This window comes from Roseateles asaccharophilus (genome assembly GCF_004362405.1).
Lineage (GTDB): Bacteria > Pseudomonadota > Gammaproteobacteria > Burkholderiales > Burkholderiaceae_C > Kinneretia > Kinneretia asaccharophila.
In genome coordinates, this window is record NZ_SNXE01000003.1 from 63,258 (window position 1) to 81,269 (window position 18,012).

Consider the following 18,012-nt stretch of genomic DNA (forward strand, 5'->3'; position numbering starts at 1 on the left):
CGCCCATGTATCTGGTTGCGATTGCCTGGCTCTATGTGGTTGTGATGATGGCGCTGGCCGAGGCCGTCAGCAGCCAGGGTACGGTGCTGGGCGCCCTGTTCACCTTCCTGCTCTACGGCCTGCTGCCCCTGAGCATCGTGATGTATCTGCTGGGCACCCCGGCCCGGCGTCGGGCCCGGCGCCTCGCCGAACAGGTCCAGGCCGAGCCGGCACAGGACCCGACCTCAGCCCAGCAGGCGGATGGCGGCGACCATGCGCCCGCTCTCCCGGCCGAGCAGGCGCTCGCGCCGGTACGAAAAGAACCTTGAGGCCTCGCTCACGGTGCACCAACCACCGCCGCTGACCCGGCCCAGGCCCAGAGCCTGCAGCCGCTCGCGCGCCAGCGCGGCCAGGTCCGCCCGCCAGCGATCCTCGCCGGCCGCATTGGGCTGATAGCGGTAGGCGGCGGGATCCCCGCCACAGGCCTGCCGCACCTCGGCTCCCACCTCAAAGGCCTCGGGGCCTATGCAGGCCCCCATCCAGGCCTGCACCTGGGAGGGCTCACAGGCCGCCGCCTCGCACAGGGACGCCACGGTGCGCTCCAGCACCCCGGCGGCCAGGCCGCGCCAGCCCGCATGGGCACCGCCGACTGCACCCGGCGCGGCAAAGAGCACGGGCAGGCAATCCGCCACCTGAATGGCCACGCCCAGGTCCGGGTCGGTGCTGATGGCCGCATCGGCCGGCGGTGCGACCTCGTGCAACCAGCGCCGATCCAGGCGCAAGACCTCGGCACCATGGACCTGGCGCAGGAATACTGCCGGCGCGCCCAGCGCCGCCTGTAGCCGCGCCCGGTTTTCGGCCACAGCCGCCGGATCATCCCCCGCCGCGACACCCAGATTCATGCTCTCGAACTCGCCACGGCTCACACCGCCGGCACGCGTGCTCATGAAGGCGCGCACATCAGGCCGCAGCCAGTCGGGCTGCAGCCAGTCCGGATGCGGCAGACTCATTCGGCGTCCGGGCAGGCCGAGGGCTGGGTCTTGGCAAAGGCCTCGTGCTGCATGCAGCGCTCGAAGACCTGCATCAGGCGCGGCACATGATCCAGCTTGCAGTCGAAGCGGCGGGCATTGAAGATCTGCGGCACCAGCACGCAGTCCGCCAGGCCCGGCTGATCCCCGTGGCAGAACTGACCCGCCTGCCCATCCGCCAGGCGACGCTCGAACACGGCCAGCCCCTCCTCCACCCAGTGGCGGTACCAGCGATTCTTGGCCTCCTCGTCCACCGCCAGCTCGCGCGTCAGATAGCGCAGCACGCGCAGATTGTTCAGCGGATGGATCTCGCAGGCGATGTCCTGGGCCAGGGCGCGCACCCGGGCCCGCCCCAGGGCGTCGGCCGGCAGCAAGGGCGGCTCGGGATGGGTCTCGTCCAGATACTCGATGATGGCCAGGGACTGGCCGACATAGGACTCGCCATCCTTGAGCAGGGGCACCAGGCGCGAGATCGAGGCCGTGGCATAGGGTTCGGCCTGCTGCTCGTTGCGCACCAGATGCACCGGCCGGTACACATAGTCCAGGCCCTTGAGTGCCAGGGCGATGCGCACGCGGTAGGAGGCCGAGGAGCGGAAGTAGTTGAAGAGTTCCATGTCCGCATGATGCCATCGGCAGCGCGGCTACACTGCGGCGCATGTGGCTCTCGCGTCGTTTCAAACACTGCCCAGACTGCGGCCAAGCCGTGGAGTACCGCGTGCCGGCGGATGACAACCGGGAACGCGCCAGCTGTACCGGCTGCGGCGCCATCCATTACGAAAACCCCATCAATGTGGTGGGCACCCTGCCGGTCTGGGAAGACGGCCGCGTGCTGCTGTGCAAGCGCGCCATCGAACCGCGCTACGGCCTGTGGACCCTGCCGGCGGGTTTTCTGGAACTGGGCGAGACCGCTGCCCAGGGTGCCCAGCGCGAGACCGACGAGGAGGCCGGCGCCCAGATCGAGCTGCTGCCCCTGTACTGCCTGATGAACGTGGTCAAGGTGGGCCAGATCCATCTGTACTACCGCGCCCGCCTGCTCTCCACCGAGTTCAATCCCGGCCCCGAGACACTGGAGGCCCGGCTCTTCCACGAGCATGAGGTCCCCTGGGACGAACTGGCCTTTCGCACCGTGCGTGCGACGCTGCAACGCTTCTTCGAGGATCGCCGGCTGGGCCGCGCCTACGAGCTGCACAGCGCCGATATCGGCTGATCAGCCCCGCGGGGCGCGGGGCTGATCAGCTCAGCGCTGGGAGGTGGCCCAGGGACCGGTGACGCCGTCCAGCTCGCAGTCCCACAGGGCCTGCACATCCAGGGCCTCGACCACGCCCTCGGCATAGACCTTGAGCGCCAGGCTGCGCAGCATGATGACCATGCCGCGCACAAAGGCGGCACGCGCCGCATCGCCCGAGACGCCCACCACCACGGCGGCGTCCAGCTTCACATAGTCCAGCCCGGCCTGGTAGAGGCGGTCCACATGGGACAGGCCCGGGCCTGCATGTTCCAGACCCAGCTTGACACCCAGAGGGCGCAGCTGGCGCCCCATCTCCTGCAGCAGCTCGAAGTGCTGCAGGGCGGCGCTCTCCGCCAGCTCCAGGCCCAGCTTGCGGGCGGCTTGCGGCGCGTGGAAGACCTGCTCGCGCAGTCGGGCGACAAAACCGCCCTCCAGCAGGGAGGCCGGCGCAATATTGACGCAGCGCGGCCGGCCGTCCTGGGCAATGGCCTCCAGCGCCAAGGCGGTGGCATGCAGATCCACCTCAGCGGTGAGGCGGCTGCGCTGGGCCAGGGGCAGCCAGCGTGCGGCGGTCTCGTAGCCGGCCTGCGGTTCGAGCTGCAGCTGCAGCGGGCACTCCAGATGCAGCAGCTGCCCCTGCTTGTCCAGCACCGGGTATTCGCGCAGCCGACCCTGGCGTGCCGCAATGGCGTCCAGGATCTGGGTGCGCCACGCGCGTTCGCCCTGGATGCTGGTGTCGGCCGGCGTGCTCAGCACTTCCACCGCAAAACCACCCCGGGCCTCGGCGCGGGCCAGGGCCGAGTCGGCCGCACCAAACCAGTCGCTGAGCGGGCGCTCACGCGCCAGCTCCACCGCGCCCATGGCCACCTGCACCGCACTGCCAAAGCCGGCCAGACCGGCTTGCAGGGCCTGGGACAGGGCTTGGGCGGTGTCCTGGGCCACATCGGGCGCCGGCAGCCACAGGGCGAAGTCGGCGCCGTTGAGACGCCCGGCCAGACAGCCGTTGACCCGCTCCGGGTAGACCGCCACCACATGGCCCAGGGCCGAGAGGACCTGGTCTACGGTCCCGCGACCCAGCTGCTGATTCAGGCCTTCCAGATCGCGCAGGCGCAGCAGGAGCAGGCCGGCGCGGGCCGGACCATCGTCCCGGCTGAGCGCGGACTCCAACTCGGCCAGGAAGTGCTTGCGCTGGTTCAGCCCGGTCAGGGCATCGCAGTGGGCCTGGCGGCGCAGCACTTCCAGTTGCTCGGCCTGGGCCTCGAACATCTGGCGCACCTTGGCCACCATGGCATTCATGGCCTGGGCCAGACGGGCCAGCTCGGGCACACGGGGCTCGTCCACCAGGGTGTACTGGCCCTGCACCACGGCCAGGGCCTGCGCCACGGCATTGTCCAGGGGGCGGCGTATGCGGCTCAGGGCCAGATGGGCGGCACCGGCCGCCAGCAGCCCCAGCGCCGCCAGCAAGACCGCCATGCGAAGGCTGGCGGCCCAGAGCTCATCGTGCGCATAGGCGGCCTGGCTGCGCACCTCCACGGCGCCTGCGGCCTGCCAGCCATTGGACACCTTGGCGCTGCCTGGGGGTACCTCGATGGGGGTCAGGGCCACGAACCAGGCCGGGGCCGTGCTGGCCTTGGCCGGGGCCTGGCGCTCGAAAGCCACGCTGCCGTCGGCGCGGCGCCAGGTCACGCTCTGGTAGTAGCCGGTGTCGAACTGGGCCGAGACCAGCAGCTCCATCAGCTGCGCATCCCCGCCCTGCTGGGACATGGCCAGGGCCAGGGCCGCCGCATTGTCATTGTTCTTGAGCTGCAGCTGGGTCTGCATGAGCTGACGCATGGACAGGGCCGACACCGCGGCACTGCCCAGCAATGCCGCCAGCATCAGGGCCAGGAGAAGCAGCCAGACTTGGCGTATCAACGACATGGATTGCTTTCGTTCATGCTCATGATTAGAACCCCTCGGCACGGATCTTGGCCAAGGCCTCGCGCCAGATCGACAGACGCGCCACGGCGCTGCCGGCGCTCGCGCCCGCCACGCCCTGCCAGACACCTTCGCTGTTGAAGCTGAAGACGGGGGCGAGATCGCCCCGGGCCGAAGCCGGACGCACATCCGGAACCAGATTGTCGAGAATCAGCGGCTCTGCATCGGGCTGGGCGTAGTAGGCCAGCACCATATGGGCCTGAGGACGCCCGTCCAGCATGGCCCGCACATAGACCAGCCGCAGTTTTGCCTCGGGCACGCCCGTGGCCAGCAGGCTGAAATACTTGGCAATCGCGTAGTCCTCGCAATCACCCTGCCCCTTGTCCAGCAGTTCCAGCGGGCTGGCCCAGTAGTCCACCCGGCCCCAGACCTGCTGGTCCTCGCGAAAGGCGATGCGCTGGTTGAAGAACTCATTGATGGTGCGCAGGCGCTGCGACTCATCCTGGGGCCCGAGACGCTCCAGCAGCTGCAGCAGCTGGCGGGCCGAGCCCAGGGTGCGCGGGCCGAAGCGGTTGGCCGCCTCCAGCACCCGCTCGGACTCCAGCGCGGGCGTGGGGCCGGGCAGCAGGAGGCCACCCAGAAGGACCAGGCCAGCCAGGCAGCAGCCCGCAAGCTTCGGCCGGCGGTAATCCTGCATGAATGAACATGCCCAACGGGGGGGACTGGGCTGAGCCTGCGCCATACTTGCGGCCACTTTAACGTGCGCAACTGTCGCCGCCGCATGCGGCGGCGCGTTATCGTTCACGCCGCACCCCGTCTTTGCGTGCCGGAGCCGATCCGGTACCCCCTTCATGAGCACCACGCCCTCCGCCCGTCCCCCGGCCAAGACCCGCGCCCATATCAGCCAGGAGCTGGATCAGTCCCGCCGCAACGGCCCCCTGCGGCAGATCCAGATCCCCCCCTGTCCGGAGCTGCTCAGCCGGCTGCGTACCGCGATGGCCCAGGCCGAGCCCGACCTGAACGAGATCGCCCGCATTGCGGCCAGCGATGTGGCCATGTCTGCGACCTTGCTGCGCATGGCCAACAGCCCCCTGCACCGCGATCCCCAGGCCCAGCCCTGCACCACCGTGGGGCAGGCCATGACCCGGCTGGGGCTGCGCGAGACCGCGGCCCTGATGACGGGCTTCCTGCTGCGCAACAGCATGCCGGTCAACAACCCGCACCTCGCCCGCTTCTGGGAGCGCTCCACCAAGCGCGCCATCGCCTGCGCCTTCATCGCACGCCAGCTGCCCGGCCTCTCGCCGGATCTGGCCCATACCTACGGGCTGTTCTGCCATGTGGGCATGCCGGTGCTGCTGCAAAGCGTGCGCGGCTACGGCGCCACCATGGTGGAGGCTGCGGCCCGCATCGACCGCCCCTTCATCGCCACCGAGAACGCCAACCACCGCAGCGATCACGCGGTGGTCGGCGCCCTGCTGATCCGCGCCTGGGACATGGCGCCGGAGCTGATGTCGGCCATACGCCTGCACCATGATTTCGAGTCGCTGGGCGATGCGGCCATCGAGCCCGAGGTCCACACCCTGGTCGCGGCCGGTCTGGTGGCCGAGCATCTGATGCGCCGCCACGAGGCCCTGCCCGAGGACATGGACTGGGCCGCCAACCGCGACGCCGCCCTGGCTTGGCTGCATATCGATATGGGCGAGGTCGAGGCCTGGGACGAACAGCTGCGCCCCCTGCTGGACGAGGCCTGAGCGGCTCCGCTCTCAGCGCCCGATTTCAGGCCGGCGAGGAGCGCAGGCCGTAGACCTTGTCGCCCACGAAGAGGTACTCGGCCCGCAAGAGCGCCTCGCCCTTTTCCGCCTCGAAGCTGAAGCCCAGCACGCCCAGGCTGTCGCCGGGCTTGATCTCGGCCACCTGCCAGGCCTGCATGCGGGTCAAGGGCGCCAGTTCCACGCGCCAGCGCTTGTCGGCGCGGCGCGGCAGCTCAGCCCGGGCCAGCAAGGCCTGTCCGTCCACGCCCGCGCTCTGCGCCGGCAGCTTGCGCTGCTTCAGATCGGCGGGCAGGGCCGGCTTGTCGGGCAGCTGCAGGTCCAGCTCGGCATGCGGGTTGCGCCACCAGACCTGGGTGGCACGCCCCTCCAGCCAGAGCGGGCGCTGCTGGTCAAAACTGCTCCAGCCATGGTGGGCCCAGGCCCGTGGTGCCAGGGCCGCCAGGGTGGCGCCCAGCAAGACAAGACGTCGCTCCATGCATCGCTCCTTGAGAGTTCAGACGTAGGCAATCCAGCGGCCGCAGATGATGACAGCGATCCAAATCCCCAGCGAGAGCAGGCCTTGGGCACGCGCCCCAGGGCTCTCGGCCCGCGCCAGGCCCGCCCCGGCATGGAAGAGCGCGGCATTGAGCCCGGCCAGGGCAATCAGGCCCATCTTGTAGAGAAAGACGCGGTTGCCCAGCAGCTCGTCGGCCTGGCCGGCGAACATGGCCAGACCCGTGAGCGCGCACAGGCCAAAGCCCAGCAGGGCCAGGGGCAGGGTCAGGCGCGCCAGCACGCGCAGGTCTAGGGCGCGCGCCCGGCCCAGCAGGCGCAGCTCCAGCACCAGCAGGCTGCCAAAAAGCATCGCAATGCCCAACACATGCAGGGCCTCCAGGGCTGGGTAGGCCCAGGCAATACGGTCCAGATTCATGCCGCGGTGAGCATAGCCAAGGTCCTCGATTCAGGCCACGGCGACCAAGGTCTGCCTGTACCTTTTGTACACACATGACTCGATTGCAGCTGAAAGCGGCTCAGATCGATTTTCATTTTTTATCTTTTTAATCACTAAAAATTGCACGGCTTCCTGCGAAAAATTCAAATTAATATCACTTTGCGCACTTATTCACGCAAAACCAATGCAGAATGTCGCGTTTTTGCAGTCCATAGTTCCAAGCTGATGTGTCGGTCCTGGGCCGATGGCAAGATGCAGACAGCGATGTCGTGTGAAGCACGCGACCCCTCGCCTCGGACCCGGTCGCGGGTGTAGTCAGGGAGTTCCAGATGATTTTGTTGCCGGTCGACTGCCCACTCCCAAGCAGCCGATCACCTCTTGCAAGATTGGAGGATTGGATGCGCTTCAACGGAAATCATGGTTCAAGGCCCTGGATTCGCCAGGCTCTGTCCGCTGCCATCGCCACTATGGCGGGTTTGTCACCTCAGGCTGGATCAGCACAGGACTTCAGCTTCAGCGGGTTTGCCACCCTGGCCCTGGGTAAAACCTCGGGCGCTTGCACCGAGGGTGCGCTAGCCGGCCAGTACAACCTGGGCTGCACACGCTATATCGCCGACTGGGGACATGCCGGCGTCTACCGGGACAGCTGGAGCGCCAAGCAGGAGACCCGGGCCGGTCTGCAGGGCACCCTGACATTCAGCCCTGAACTGAGCGCCACGGCGCAGATCACCGCCCGCACGCTCAAAGACCAGCATCTCAATCTGGAGTGGTTGTACATGAGCTACAAGCTCAGCCCCAGCACGACCCTGCAAGTGGGTCGAAAGCGTCTGCCGCTCTACTACTACTCTGACTTTCAGGACATCGGCTATGCCTACAACACGGTGCGCCCGAGCCCGGATGTCTATGGCTGGGAGGTTGTGAACTACAACGGCGCCAGCCTGAGCCACAACAGCAGCTACGGCGATTTGACCGTGCGCAGCGAGCTGCTGCTGGGCAGCGAAAACAGCCGGGACAACCCTTACACCAAGCTCGTCTACGACGAGGCCAAGGATGTGCGCTGGAGCGGCATAGGCGGATTCACCGTCGAGGCTTCCTATGACTGGTTCACCGGCCGTCTGAGCTATATCCGAAGCAAGCTCAGGCAGACGGATCGGGCAACGGGAAGCGTGGATGTTGACTCCGGCGGCAAGCATCAGACCTTCATCGGCTTGGCGCTCAACGCCGATGTGGGTTCGTGGATCGTGCGAACCGAGTTTGGCAGGTCCGACCGGGAGGCTGTCGGCTACAAGGCGCGTTACTACCTGGCAACGGCGGGCTATCGCTGGGGCGACTTCACGCTGACGGCAGGCAGCAGCAACTATCTCGAGACCGCTTATCCAGATGCAGGCTATGTGCCCGTGAAGCTGCGCAGCCACCTGCTGGCCCTGCGCTATGAGCTGCACAAAGGTGGCGCGCTGAAGCTGCAGATAGACCGCGTGCGCGATCAGGGCACGCCGGCCTACGTCGGCAACTCCAGACTGCTGAGCGCTTCCTATGACCTGGTGTTTTGAGCCGCAGCGGCTCGCAATGTCTTCAGCCTGAGGAGTATCTGATGTTGCAAGAATTCAAGATCTGGACCATCGCCACGGCCCTGCTGCTGGGCTGCAGCTTCGCGGCCTCGGCGCAGGTGGTCGTGATCGTCAACCCCAAGAGCCCGTTGACGACCCTAAGCCCCGAGCAGGCCTCCGCGGTCTTTCTTGGCAAGACGTCTTCACTACCAGGCGCCGGGCCGGCCCAGCCGGCCGATTTGCCGGATGCCAATGCCGTGCGTGAGCTTTTCTACACCAAGGCCGCCGGCAAGACGGCGGCGCAGGTCAAGGCCTCCTGGGCCCGACTCACCTTCTCAGGCAAGGCCTCCCCGCCCAAAGAGCTCTCGAGCGCCGCTGAGGTTAAAAAGCATGTGGCGGGTAATGTTGACGCTATCGGCTACATCGAGAAGTCTGCCGTCGACAACACCGTGAAGGTGGTGCTAACCATAGAGTGAAGCCATGCACTGAACGGGGGCAATGGCCAGGTCGGTCTACCAGCGTCTGAGTGACATGGTCAGCGCTGCTCGACGCGTTCCTGGTCTGTCGTGAGCGGCGGCACGGGTGCAGCCCCCGTCGCTGCCTCATCTCTTGGCCTCTGGGCTTCCTTGAGGTAATGGTCTTCGATGAAACTCTTCTCGACTAGATTGCGGCGCAGGGAGTCTTCAAGTTCCTCAACACGCTGGTTGAGCTTCTCGATCTCCCGCTCCAGCTGCTCACGCGCCGCCTCGTTCGCTGACTGACGGAACTCATCCTGCTGGGGAGCATCAGCCCCCAGAGCCTCCAGCTGCGCTCGCAGCGTTTCGATCGTTCTTGCGGCTTCGGCAAGTTGCTCGCGCTGCGCCTGAGCTTCCTGCTCCATCTGCCGAAGCGTCTGGGCATCAGGGGCAGCAAGCCTGCCCGCGGCAGTCCGAGAGCTACGCAACAAGTCGTCCATGTCGCGCTGCAGCTTGGCAGCGACGCTCTCCGCACGTTCGGCGCGCTCACGCACCGCCTTGAGTTCTGCCTTGTCCGACAGACTCTGGGCGGCACGGGTTCTGAAGGAATTCAGCAAACGGCTGCTTTCCTCCAGGCGCTCTCTCGCCTCCATCAACTCCGCCTGCACACGTCGCCGCTGAGCCAGTATGCGCTCCACCTCCTTGCGATGACTGAGCTTGAGCGCCTCCAGCTGCTCCTGACTCATTTCCTGAGCGCGCTCAGGCGGGGGCAGGGGTTCGGGCCCCTCGCCCCACTCGCCCGGAACGTCGCCGCGTTCATGGGCGAGATCCGACACTGCCAGTAGTTGTCGCACCAACTGGGGCAGCTCAGACAGGGCTCGCAAGTCCGCCGCAGACAAGGGCGCCCCGAATGCGCCCTGACTGCCACCCTGCCCCGGCCCGCTAGCCCCGGCCCGCTCCGCCGCGCGCAACAGCTCGCGTGCGGCGGCCTTCATCTCCCGCCCCGCCTCCCGTGTTTCGAGCAGGGCCTTGATGATATGCACGTGGTTGTTTTCCTCGTAGCGTGTCATCCGCCAGTAGGTGCCGATGGCCACGATGATCACGATCACGTTGGCCAGGAATAGCGAGACAGCCGCCACGCCCTCAGCACCGATTTCCATGGGATCAGCTCCTCACACCCGCACAAAGACCAAGCGCCCCTCGCCATAGCCTGGCACCGAGAGGCGGTAGTCGCTGCGCGCCAGGCCGCTGGACATCAGGGTGCTCAGCTTCTCGAAGGGCTTGGGTAGAAGATTCACGACCTTCAGTTGCACCTCCGGCGAGCCGGCATCCCGAGTCAAGCACGCGGCGAGGCCGCGCATGAACTCATCGGCAAACTTCATCATCTCGGGCGTGGGCGCGCCCGCCTGCATCGCCGCTCGAACCGGCGCTGGCTGAAGCTGGGCGCCACCCCCCCCTAGGATGCAGCACGCATTGGCATCCAAAGCGCCCAGGGCATGCGGTGTCTTGCGCCCATCTGCCATGTACATGGCCAGGTTGTGCGGCAGCTTCAGATCTTCCAGCGTCTGACTTGGGGCAGGAATCAGACGGAACGGAATGTCTTGCAACAGTCTCTTGATCAGCCGAGCCAGGGCTTCATCCGACTCAATCGCACGCGCTGCCTCGTCTGCCGTGCTGTCTGTGGACGCCGCCTCTACTCCGCGGCCGGACAACACCGCCTGCACTTCACGAAGCAAGTCCTCATCCTTGAAGGGTTTGTTGATGACAAAGAGCGCACCATTGCTGCGTGCCTGATCCAGATGGCGCGAAGCAGTCTCGGTCGTAACGAAGCCAACCTTGACATCATGCAGACCGATCTGGCGCAACGTCTGCAGCATCTCCAGGCCACCCACCTTGGGCATGTGCCAGTCAGAAATCACCAGATCGGGCCTGAAGCTGTTCACCAGCCGCAAGGCCTGCTCACCATCCATAGCAAGCTCTATGCTCAAGGGCCCCAGCGAAGCCGACTGCAAGACGCGTTGAATGATGGCCTGAATCGCGCGACTGTCATCCACGATCAGAACGCGAATCGGGATCTGGGCGGGTGTGTCCGTTGTTGCTGTCATTTCATCACTCACTTGAAGACGAGCCGGGCTGTTGCAGGTCAATCTGGCAAGCCTCCCCCGTCTCGGCGGGAAACTCGATCATGATCACGGCCATGCGCTGCCTCGGATCGGCGGCAACAAACTGCACCAGGGCCGGCGTGCCCTGATACAGCTGCTGCCAACTCGAAGCGTCGAGCACCTGCGGCAATCCCAGGTGCGCGAGGCTGGTGTCGCCCAGGCAGTCCAGGAGGCAGGCACTCAAGATATTGCAAAGTTCCATGCCCGCATCCTGTTCATCGGCAGGCTGCAACTCGACACAAGGCCGTCCGAACATGGCGGAGGCCAGTAGGCCCAGCTCCCGGCGCCCCAGCCGCAACAGGACCCGGGCGCGGACATGGCTCGCGTAGCCGGTAAGGCCCTCGGTAATCGGCAAGGAAAAGCAAGCATCATCGACCAACAACTCCGGGTCGGGGGCGGCGGCCTCAAAAGCACAAGCTTGCCCGGTCAGGCTCGCCCACACTTCGCTCAGCTTGATCTGCAAAGCCCCGAGTTGCACGAATACCCTCCACAACGCTGGCTTGAGTTTGCACCAAAACCGCAGGCAATCCGCAAGGATGGGCTGGCGCAGCCGCTGGCAGTGCTGACATACGGCACAGACAAATCGCATTTGCAAGGCTCGTGTCAAAACACCGACGTCGTCCAAGCCGCGCCAAGCGCTGGTCGAGCCAAGGGGACAATATTGCACATGTCTCCGCCCACTCAGCCACATGGCACCAGCAGGTTTTCGGCAGGCCCAGCGACGCATCCCATGCGCTGGCTGCTGCGCGCGGTGCTCGCCCTACCGGTGCTGCTGCTGAGCTGGCAGGTGCTCGGGCCGCGCGGTGTGCGTGTCGAGGTGCTGGACCAACGCTGGCAGCGTGATATCGAGGTGGAACGCCTGCTGCTGGAGAGCGGCTCGGCCTGGTGCGATGAACTGCCGGCGGGAGCCCAGGACATCAGCCGGCGCTGGCTGGAGGACCCTCAAGGCTCACGCGGCCGCGCCGAGCATTGCCGCTACCAGCTGCCCACCTGGCGCCCACGCCGCAGCGCTCGCAGCGAGGGCCTGAGTGCCTTGGCCCCCGCCCCTTTCTGGGCGCCCACGCCCACGCTGGAGCCCGAGCTCGAGCGCCTGGGCCGACGGCGGGAGCACTACGAGCTGCTGCTCGCCGCGGCCGACGGCCGCAGCTGGCAATGCCCCCTGCCCCAGGCGCGCTGGGCACGCTACCGGCAGGGGCAGTCGCTGCGATTGCAGGTGGACCGTTTCGGCGTTGCCAACTGCGCCAGCCTGCCGTACTGACGCCCTGTCGCTCAGCCCACGAACAGCAGCATGGCCGGGCTGGCCATGGCTTGCTGCCCGGCATAGTGCAGACCGCCATCGGCCCGCACCCAGAAGCGGCTGAGCGAATCGCCACGCTGGTTGCAGGTGTAGAACCAGCGCCCGTCCGGCCCGAAACAGGCGCTGCGCGGATAGCTGCCGCGCGTGGGCTCATGCCCCAGCAGTCGCGGCCGCCCCTCGGCATTGAGCTCGAAGATGGCGATCGAGTCGTGCAGACGGTTCAGCGCGTACAGATGCCGGCCCGAGGGCGAGAGGCGCAGGTCCGAGGCATAGCTGGTCTCGGTGTGGCCCGCCGGCAGGCTGCTGAGCGTGAGCTGGTGTTCCAAGGCACCACGGCGGACGTCCAGCTGCAGCCAGCTGAGGCTGGAGGCGGTTTCATGGAGCAGATACAGCTGCCCCGGCAGGCCCGGATGAAACTGGAAGTGGCGGGGGCCCGCGCCCTTGGGTGCGCGCCAGACCTGGGGCTGATCTGCAGGGCCGAGCCCGGGCTCGAAGCGCCAGCTCAGCAAGACATCCTGCGCCAGATCGCTGGCCAGCAGATAGCCCTGACCCGGATCGCAGCCGGCCATATGGGCATGGCTGGGACCGGGGGCCAGGGCCGTGCCCACGATGCGCGGAGGTCCCGCCAACAGACCTTGCCCGTCCAGGCGCCAGCAGGCCAGGCCCCCGCTGCCATAGTGCGCCACGACGGCCCAGGCGCCCTGCAGGCTGATGTGCACCGGTCCCTGTCCGCCGCTGGCCACCTGCTGCAGGCGCTGCAGACGCCCCTGCGGCCCGCGCTCGTAGACGCTCAGCGTGCTGTCGCCCTCGTTGGCGCTGTAGAGCAGGCGCCCGTCCGCGGAGGCACACAGCCAGCTGGGCTCGCCCGGCTCTTGCAGACGCTGCAGCTCCTGCAGCGCGCCGCTGCTGGGATCCTGCCGCAGCACGGCCAGGCCGGCACTGCCATAGCCGCCCAGATAGGCCAGGTTCATGGATCGGGCCTGCACAGGGCGGCTGCTCATGGCAAGTGGCGTGAGAAGAACATGACGACGACGCATGGATCACAGGCGCAGGCGCAGGCCCGCAGCGCTCAGACCCCGCACCAAGGCCAGCATCAGCAGGGCGTAGAACGGCCCCCAGAGCAGGCCCGGCACCGTGCTGCGCAGCACGGCGGGCATGCTCAGCTGCAGCAGCTGCAGCAGGGCCGCGATCACAAAGGGCAGCAGATAGGCCAGCAGGGGATGGGCGGCGGCGGGCTGCAGCCAGCGCGTCCAGCCCCGCAGACCGCGCCTATCGATCAGCTCCTGCAACAGGGCATGGATCAGCACACAGGCCGCGGCGCTGAACAGGGCCCAGCTGGGCGTGGCGTAGATCTTGGAAATGCCATGCAAGGGCCGCAGCAGGGCCGCCAAGAGGGCCAGCCCCGTCGCCAGGGCCAGGGCCTGCCCCCAGACCTGGCGCGACGGCCCGCGGGACAGCGCCGCACACAGCATGCCGCAGACCACGATCAGCGCATGCACCACATGGCCGCCAGCACCTAAGAGCAGGGCCAGGCCGGGCTGCTGATTGAGCCCCGGATGGCGCGCCGCCAGCGCATAGAGCAGGCCCAGACCCAGGGCCAGCAGCAGTCTGGCGGGATGGGCGCGGCACAGCAGATGCACCAGACAGGCCAGCAGATAGGCCCAGCCGATCAGGCCCAGAATGCCCCACCACTGCGGCCGCAGGCCCAGCTGCCCCGACTCGCCACCGCGATAGACCAGGGCCAGGGCCAGCAGTCCCAGCACGCCCAGCAGACGCCAGGGCCAGGCCAGGGGCGGCCCGCCGCGCAGCGATCCCCAGACCAGGAAGGCGCAGGCATAGGCCAGCAGGGCCCAGGCCGCGATGGGCAGGGGCATGGCCTGGGCGGCAAAGCCCGACTCCGCATTCACCATGAACACCCCCAGCACCAGCAGGCCCAGGCTGCGCATCAGCACATGCCTGAGGATCTGTCCCGGGGGCTCGCCCGCCGCCTCACGCTGGCCAAGGGCCAGTGGGATGGACATGCCGACGATGAAGAGAAAGGCCGGGAAGACCATGTCCACAAAACTCATGGCATCGGCATCGGCCGGGTAATGCTTCATCCAGACCGGCAGTCCGGCCACGCCGCTCCATTCGTTGACCGTGATCATCAGCAGCACCGTCAGGGCACGGAAGGCGTCAATGGCCAGACTGCGGCCCGCAGGGTTCGCTGCGCGCATCAGTAGTTGAAGGTGGCGCGCAGGCCGTACATGCGGGGCGGGTTGTAGCTGTTGAAGGTATAGCCCCCGGCCAGACCCTGGCCCATCCAGTTCTTGACGATGTTGTTGCTCAAGTTGGTGCCCCAGAGCTCCACGCTCCAGTCCTCGCTGGCGGGCGCGATGCGCAGCGAGGCATTCCAGTTGGTATAGGCCTTCTGGTAGTCACCGATCTTGTCGTTGTCCAGATTGCGCACGCTGAAGTACATGCGGCTCTGGTAGCGCATGCCGATGCTGGGCGTGAGGCGGTAGTCGCCCAGGCCCAGCTCATGCGCGTAGTTGAGCGCGAAGGAGGTCTTGGGCGCATAGGGCAGCTGATGGCCCGTCACATCCAGGATGCGACGCCCGCGCTTGCTGGGGTCGCTGCCCATATAGACGGGGGCGCATTCGGGGGCGCCAAAGTCCTTGCGGTAGCCGCACATCCAGCTGTCGTCATAGGTCGGGTAGGACTTGACCTTGGCATCCAGCCAGGACAGATAGCCCGAGAGATTGCCACCGGCCCAGGGCAGCAGCTTGAACTCCAGCTCCAGGCCCTGGATCTTGGCGTCGCCGATGTTCTCGGTCTTCCAGGCATTGACCACATCGCAGGCCGGCTCCCAGTCGGCACAGGTCCGGTCCAGCTTCTTCTGCCCCACGGCGGTCATGCCGGTGACATGCATGCCCTTGTACTGGGTGTTGAAGTAGGTGGCGCTGAGCTCCAACTTGTTGCCGTAGTGACGCCCCTTGTAGCCGATCTCGATATTGCGTGTGGTCTCGGGCCCGTAGTCCAGGAAGCTGTACTTCTTGCTGCCACCGTCCACACAGGTGCCGCCGCCGCAGGTGTCGAACTTGTCGCCAAAGCCGCCGGGGCGATAGCCGGTGGCCAGGGAGGCGAAGACCATATCGGTCTTGCTCAGGTCGTACTGCAGGCCCAGGCGGTAGGTGGTCTTGCTCCAGCTCTTGCTGTAGCTGTTGACCACCGGCGAGGGGTAGACGCCCAGACCGGCAAAGGGGCCCATGGCGAGGCTCAGGTCGCTGCCGTTGTGCGGGGTGCACAGGCCGGGCACGCAGGGCGGCGTGTGCTTGCCGTTGTAGTACCAGGGCGTGCCGGCATCCCAGAGTCCGGCGGAGATGCCGCCGTTGTCGCTGCGCTTGTCGCGGCTGAAGCGTATGCCCGCGGTGCCGGTGAGGCGATCGGCCAGCTGCAGATCCCCCTGGGCGAACAGGCCGCGCGAGGCGATGCGGCGATCGGGCTGGGCATAGAACTGGCCATAAGGCATGCCGTAGGGCGCCTCCACCAGCATATCCTGCGCGAAGTTGATCTGGTTCTTCTCATCCAGCAGGAAGGCGCCGGCCACATAGCGCCAGTTCCGCGCCTGCTGCTTGAGCTGCAGCTCATGCACCCAGCTCTTGTAGCGGGAGTCCAGCGTGTAGGAGGCGCGATCCAGGGCATGCTGCCGCCCCCAGTTGCCCCAGGGCTGCATGACGTCCACCTCGCTGTCCAGCCAGCTCTGGCCGCCATCGTCATCGTGGTTCTGGGCGCGCTGCTGCACCGCATAGGCCAGCTTGTAGCCCAGCTCGGTGCGCTCATCGAGCTTCCAGACCAGATTGCTGCGCAGGGTGTCGATGCTCATATCGATCTTGCCCGGCACATTGATGATGGCATGCCACTGGCCCTTGGGCCCGCAGGCCCAACGGGTGCCCGCGGCCATCTCGCAGTCCTTCAGGCCCACATCGCCCGCGCCGCTGTTCTGGTAGTGCTCGAAGCCCCCGGTCCACTCCAGCGTCTTGCTGATGGCCCAGCGCGCCGTCAGGCGGGCCGCCCATTGATCGGAGTTGCCATAGGCCTCGGAGGGGCCGACCTTGCGGTTCAGACGCTGATCGCTGTCGGGCTTGCCATCGGGGGTGAAGCGTCCCTTGCCGTCGGGCGTGGGCAGCTTGACGCCACGATCGCGCAGATCCTGCTCCTGTTCGATATAGCTGTCGCGCTTGTCCACCATCAGGGCGGCACGCAGGGCGAAGTTCTCACCCAGACTCTGGTTGTGCACCGCGCGCAGCTGCCGGCCCTTGTAATTGCCCAGCTGGGCCGAGACCCAGCCGTAGTTGCTCTTGAAGTCGGGCTTGGCCGGAATGATGTTGACCACACCGGCCGTGGAGTTGCGGCCGAAGAGCGTGCCCTGGGCGCCGCGCAGCACCTCCACCTGGTCCAGGTCGAACATCAGTGCCAGCGAGCCCTGAGGCCGCGGCGAGTAGATGCCGTCGATGTGGATGCCCACGGCCGGGTCGCCGATCTCGGTGAAGTTGGTCGAGGTCACGCCGCGGATGGCGGCCAGCACGCCCGAGTCACCGTTGGACAGACCCAGCTGCAGATTGGGCACCATGCCCGTCAGGTCCATCATCTCCTTGACGTTGTCCCGCACCAGATCGTCGGCCTTGAGCGCGGTCACCGAGACCGGCGTCTTGAGCAGATCGGTGGCCGTGCGCGTGGCCGTGACCACAACCTGGGGCAACTCCTTCTTGTCCCGGGTCTCGGCCGGGCTCGACGGGGCCTGCTGCGCCTGCACCGGCAGGCTCAGCATCAGGGTGGCCGCCAGCGCGGTGGGGCGCAGGCGCAGGGGGCTTGGCAGGTTTCTCACGGTCTGTCTCCTTTTGTAGTCTGGCGGCACGGCAGGCTCAACAAGCCAGCGGTGACTGCGGGGGCACGGCAAAGAGGGCGCTGGCCGTCTGGTAGAAGGCGATGCGCCGGGCCAGCTTGCGCTGCACCAGCTCATCGCCGGGTTTGTCACACTCGATCAGCCCGTTGATGCTGCGCACCGTCTCGCCAAAGCCGGCGCCCTGCACCATGGCCTGATGCGGAGTCATGCGGCCGGGGCCGCTCTGGCTCATCCAGTACCACAGGGCCGTGGCCCAGGCGATCTGCGGATCGCGGGCCACCCGATCCGGATCGCTCCACAGGTCCACGCCCAGCACCCGGCCGACCTCCGCGTAATTGAAGTTCCAGGACAGCTGTATGGGACCGCGGCCGTAGTACTGCTGACCCGGGGCGCAGCCCGGCGCACGGGCGGCATCGCAGTAGAGCCCGTAGTTCGCGGTGTTGTACTCGCGCAGAGCCTGCAGGGAGTCCGACTCATGGGCCAGATTGGCAAAGAAGGCCGCCATCTCCTGACGCTGGCGCTGCTCGCCCCCGCGCGCCGCAAATTCGGGAAAGGCCTGCACGGCCTCGCGGAAGCCGGCGTAGCTGTAGAAGGGCAGACGCTGGGGAAACAGGGCCTCGAACTCGGCCTCGCTGGGCATGAAGCGCGCCGGGGCTGGCGGCTGCGGGTCATGGGCGCAGGCCGTGAGCAGGCCTAGCAGCCCCGAAACAATCAGTACAGCGGGTTTCACATCTGGGTTCTGGTGTTGGATTGGTATCAAATATCCACCAGCAGGCCGCGAGGATCCATAAAGGTTTTCTTAAGACCTGAT

19 protein-coding genes are annotated in these 18,012 nt (G+C 66.8%); 6 read left to right on the plus strand and 13 right to left on the minus strand.

Features of this window, described 5'->3' with window-relative positions; translation table 11 throughout:
• The first annotated feature begins 5 nt into the window (after positions 1–5).
• Positions 6–308, plus strand: a complete 303-nt coding sequence (locus tag DFR39_RS08110; protein ID WP_133603062.1) for a hypothetical protein — start codon at positions 6–8, stop codon at positions 306–308.
• On the opposite strand, the gene pgeF is transcribed toward DFR39_RS08110, so the two are convergent.
• Entirely contained in the window at positions 225–989 is a 765-nt protein-coding gene (gene pgeF, locus DFR39_RS08115) for a peptidoglycan editing factor PgeF (protein WP_246030747.1), read from the minus strand. The genes DFR39_RS08110 and pgeF overlap by 84 nt on opposite strands.
• Entirely contained in the window at positions 986–1,621 is a 636-nt protein-coding gene (gene maiA, locus DFR39_RS08120; RefSeq protein WP_133603063.1) for a maleylacetoacetate isomerase, read from the minus strand. The genes pgeF and maiA overlap by 4 nt, the downstream gene beginning before the upstream one ends.
• 41 nt (positions 1,622–1,662) lie before the next feature.
• On the opposite strand from maiA, the gene DFR39_RS08125 reads away from it, so the two are divergent.
• Entirely contained in the window at positions 1,663–2,214 is a 552-nt protein-coding gene (locus DFR39_RS08125; RefSeq protein ID WP_133603064.1) for an NUDIX hydrolase, read from the plus strand.
• Between the two features lie 30 nt (positions 2,215–2,244).
• On the opposite strand, the gene DFR39_RS08130 is transcribed toward DFR39_RS08125, so the two are convergent.
• Positions 2,245–4,155: a bifunctional diguanylate cyclase/phosphodiesterase gene (locus tag DFR39_RS08130; RefSeq protein WP_133603065.1), complete on the minus strand. Its 1,911-nt coding sequence runs from the start codon at positions 4,153–4,155 to the stop codon at positions 2,245–2,247.
• 25 nt (positions 4,156–4,180) lie between these two features.
• Positions 4,181–4,849, minus strand: a complete 669-nt coding sequence (locus DFR39_RS08135; RefSeq protein WP_133603066.1) for a transglutaminase-like cysteine peptidase — start codon at positions 4,847–4,849, stop codon at positions 4,181–4,183.
• Positions 4,850–5,003: 154 nt separating this feature from the next.
• On the opposite strand from DFR39_RS08135, the gene DFR39_RS08140 reads away from it, so the two are divergent.
• Entirely contained in the window at positions 5,004–5,903 is a 900-nt protein-coding gene (locus tag DFR39_RS08140) for an HDOD domain-containing protein (RefSeq protein ID WP_133603067.1), read from the plus strand.
• Between the two features lie 25 nt (positions 5,904–5,928).
• Here the strand turns inward: DFR39_RS08140 and DFR39_RS08145 are convergent, their stop codons facing one another.
• Together DFR39_RS08145 and DFR39_RS08150 are read right to left on the minus strand one after the other, a co-directional pair.
• Positions 5,929–6,399: a DUF6152 family protein gene (locus tag DFR39_RS08145; RefSeq protein ID WP_133603068.1), complete on the minus strand. Its 471-nt coding sequence runs from the start codon at positions 6,397–6,399 to the stop codon at positions 5,929–5,931.
• A gap of 18 nt (positions 6,400–6,417) precedes the next feature.
• The gene (locus tag DFR39_RS08150) at positions 6,418–6,834 is read right to left on the minus strand and encodes a hypothetical protein (protein WP_133603069.1); all 417 of its coding nucleotides are present in this window, start codon (positions 6,832–6,834) and stop codon (positions 6,418–6,420) included.
• A gap of 488 nt (positions 6,835–7,322) precedes the next feature.
• Between DFR39_RS08150 and DFR39_RS08155 the strand changes: the two genes are divergently transcribed.
• A complete protein-coding gene (locus tag DFR39_RS08155; RefSeq protein WP_133603070.1) occupies positions 7,323–8,405 on the plus strand; it encodes a hypothetical protein in 1,083 nt (360 codons plus the stop codon).
• 41 nt (positions 8,406–8,446) lie between these two features.
• Positions 8,447–8,878: a type 2 periplasmic-binding domain-containing protein gene (locus DFR39_RS08160; RefSeq protein ID WP_246030748.1), complete on the plus strand. Its 432-nt coding sequence runs from the start codon at positions 8,447–8,449 to the stop codon at positions 8,876–8,878.
• A gap of 59 nt (positions 8,879–8,937) precedes the next feature.
• Here DFR39_RS08160 and DFR39_RS08165 read toward each other — a convergent pair whose 3' ends face one another.
• From DFR39_RS08165 to DFR39_RS08175, 3 genes are read right to left on the minus strand one after another with little or no spacing between them, the layout of a single operon-like run.
• Complete coding sequence (locus DFR39_RS08165; RefSeq protein ID WP_133603071.1) at positions 8,938–10,017, minus strand: coiled-coil domain-containing protein; 1,080 nt, start codon at positions 10,015–10,017, stop codon at positions 8,938–8,940.
• A 12-nt stretch (positions 10,018–10,029) separates the two neighbouring features.
• Complete coding sequence (locus tag DFR39_RS08170; protein WP_133603072.1) at positions 10,030–10,962, minus strand: response regulator; 933 nt, start codon at positions 10,960–10,962, stop codon at positions 10,030–10,032.
• Positions 10,963–10,966: 4 nt separating this feature from the next.
• Positions 10,967–11,608: a hypothetical protein gene (locus DFR39_RS08175; RefSeq protein WP_133603073.1), complete on the minus strand. Its 642-nt coding sequence runs from the start codon at positions 11,606–11,608 to the stop codon at positions 10,967–10,969.
• Positions 11,609–11,749: 141 nt separating this feature from the next.
• Here DFR39_RS08175 and DFR39_RS08180 point away from each other — a divergent pair, with 141 nt between their 5' ends.
• Positions 11,750–12,277 (plus strand): hypothetical protein, encoded by a 528-nt coding sequence (locus DFR39_RS08180; RefSeq protein WP_133603074.1) that lies wholly within the window; start codon positions 11,750–11,752, stop codon positions 12,275–12,277.
• 11 nt (positions 12,278–12,288) lie between these two features.
• Here the strand turns inward: DFR39_RS08180 and DFR39_RS08185 are convergent, their stop codons facing one another.
• From DFR39_RS08185 to DFR39_RS08200, 4 genes are read right to left on the minus strand one after another with little or no spacing between them, the layout of a single operon-like run.
• Complete coding sequence (locus DFR39_RS08185; RefSeq protein WP_162849458.1) at positions 12,289–13,317, minus strand: lactonase family protein; 1,029 nt, start codon at positions 13,315–13,317, stop codon at positions 12,289–12,291.
• A 39-nt stretch (positions 13,318–13,356) separates the two neighbouring features.
• Positions 13,357–14,532 carry a DUF5009 domain-containing protein gene (locus DFR39_RS08190; protein ID WP_133603076.1) on the minus strand — a complete coding sequence of 392 codons (1,176 nt, stop codon included), beginning with the start codon at positions 14,530–14,532 and terminating at the stop codon, positions 13,357–13,359.
• On the minus strand, positions 14,532–17,183 hold the full coding sequence (locus DFR39_RS08195) for a TonB-dependent receptor (protein ID WP_162849459.1): 2,652 nt from the start codon (positions 17,181–17,183) through the stop codon (positions 14,532–14,534). The genes DFR39_RS08190 and DFR39_RS08195 overlap by 1 nt, the downstream gene beginning before the upstream one ends.
• 37 nt (positions 17,184–17,220) lie before the next feature.
• Entirely contained in the window at positions 17,221–17,931 is a 711-nt protein-coding gene (locus DFR39_RS08200) for a chitinase (RefSeq protein WP_133603078.1), read from the minus strand.
• Positions 17,932–18,012: the final 81 nt, after the last annotated feature.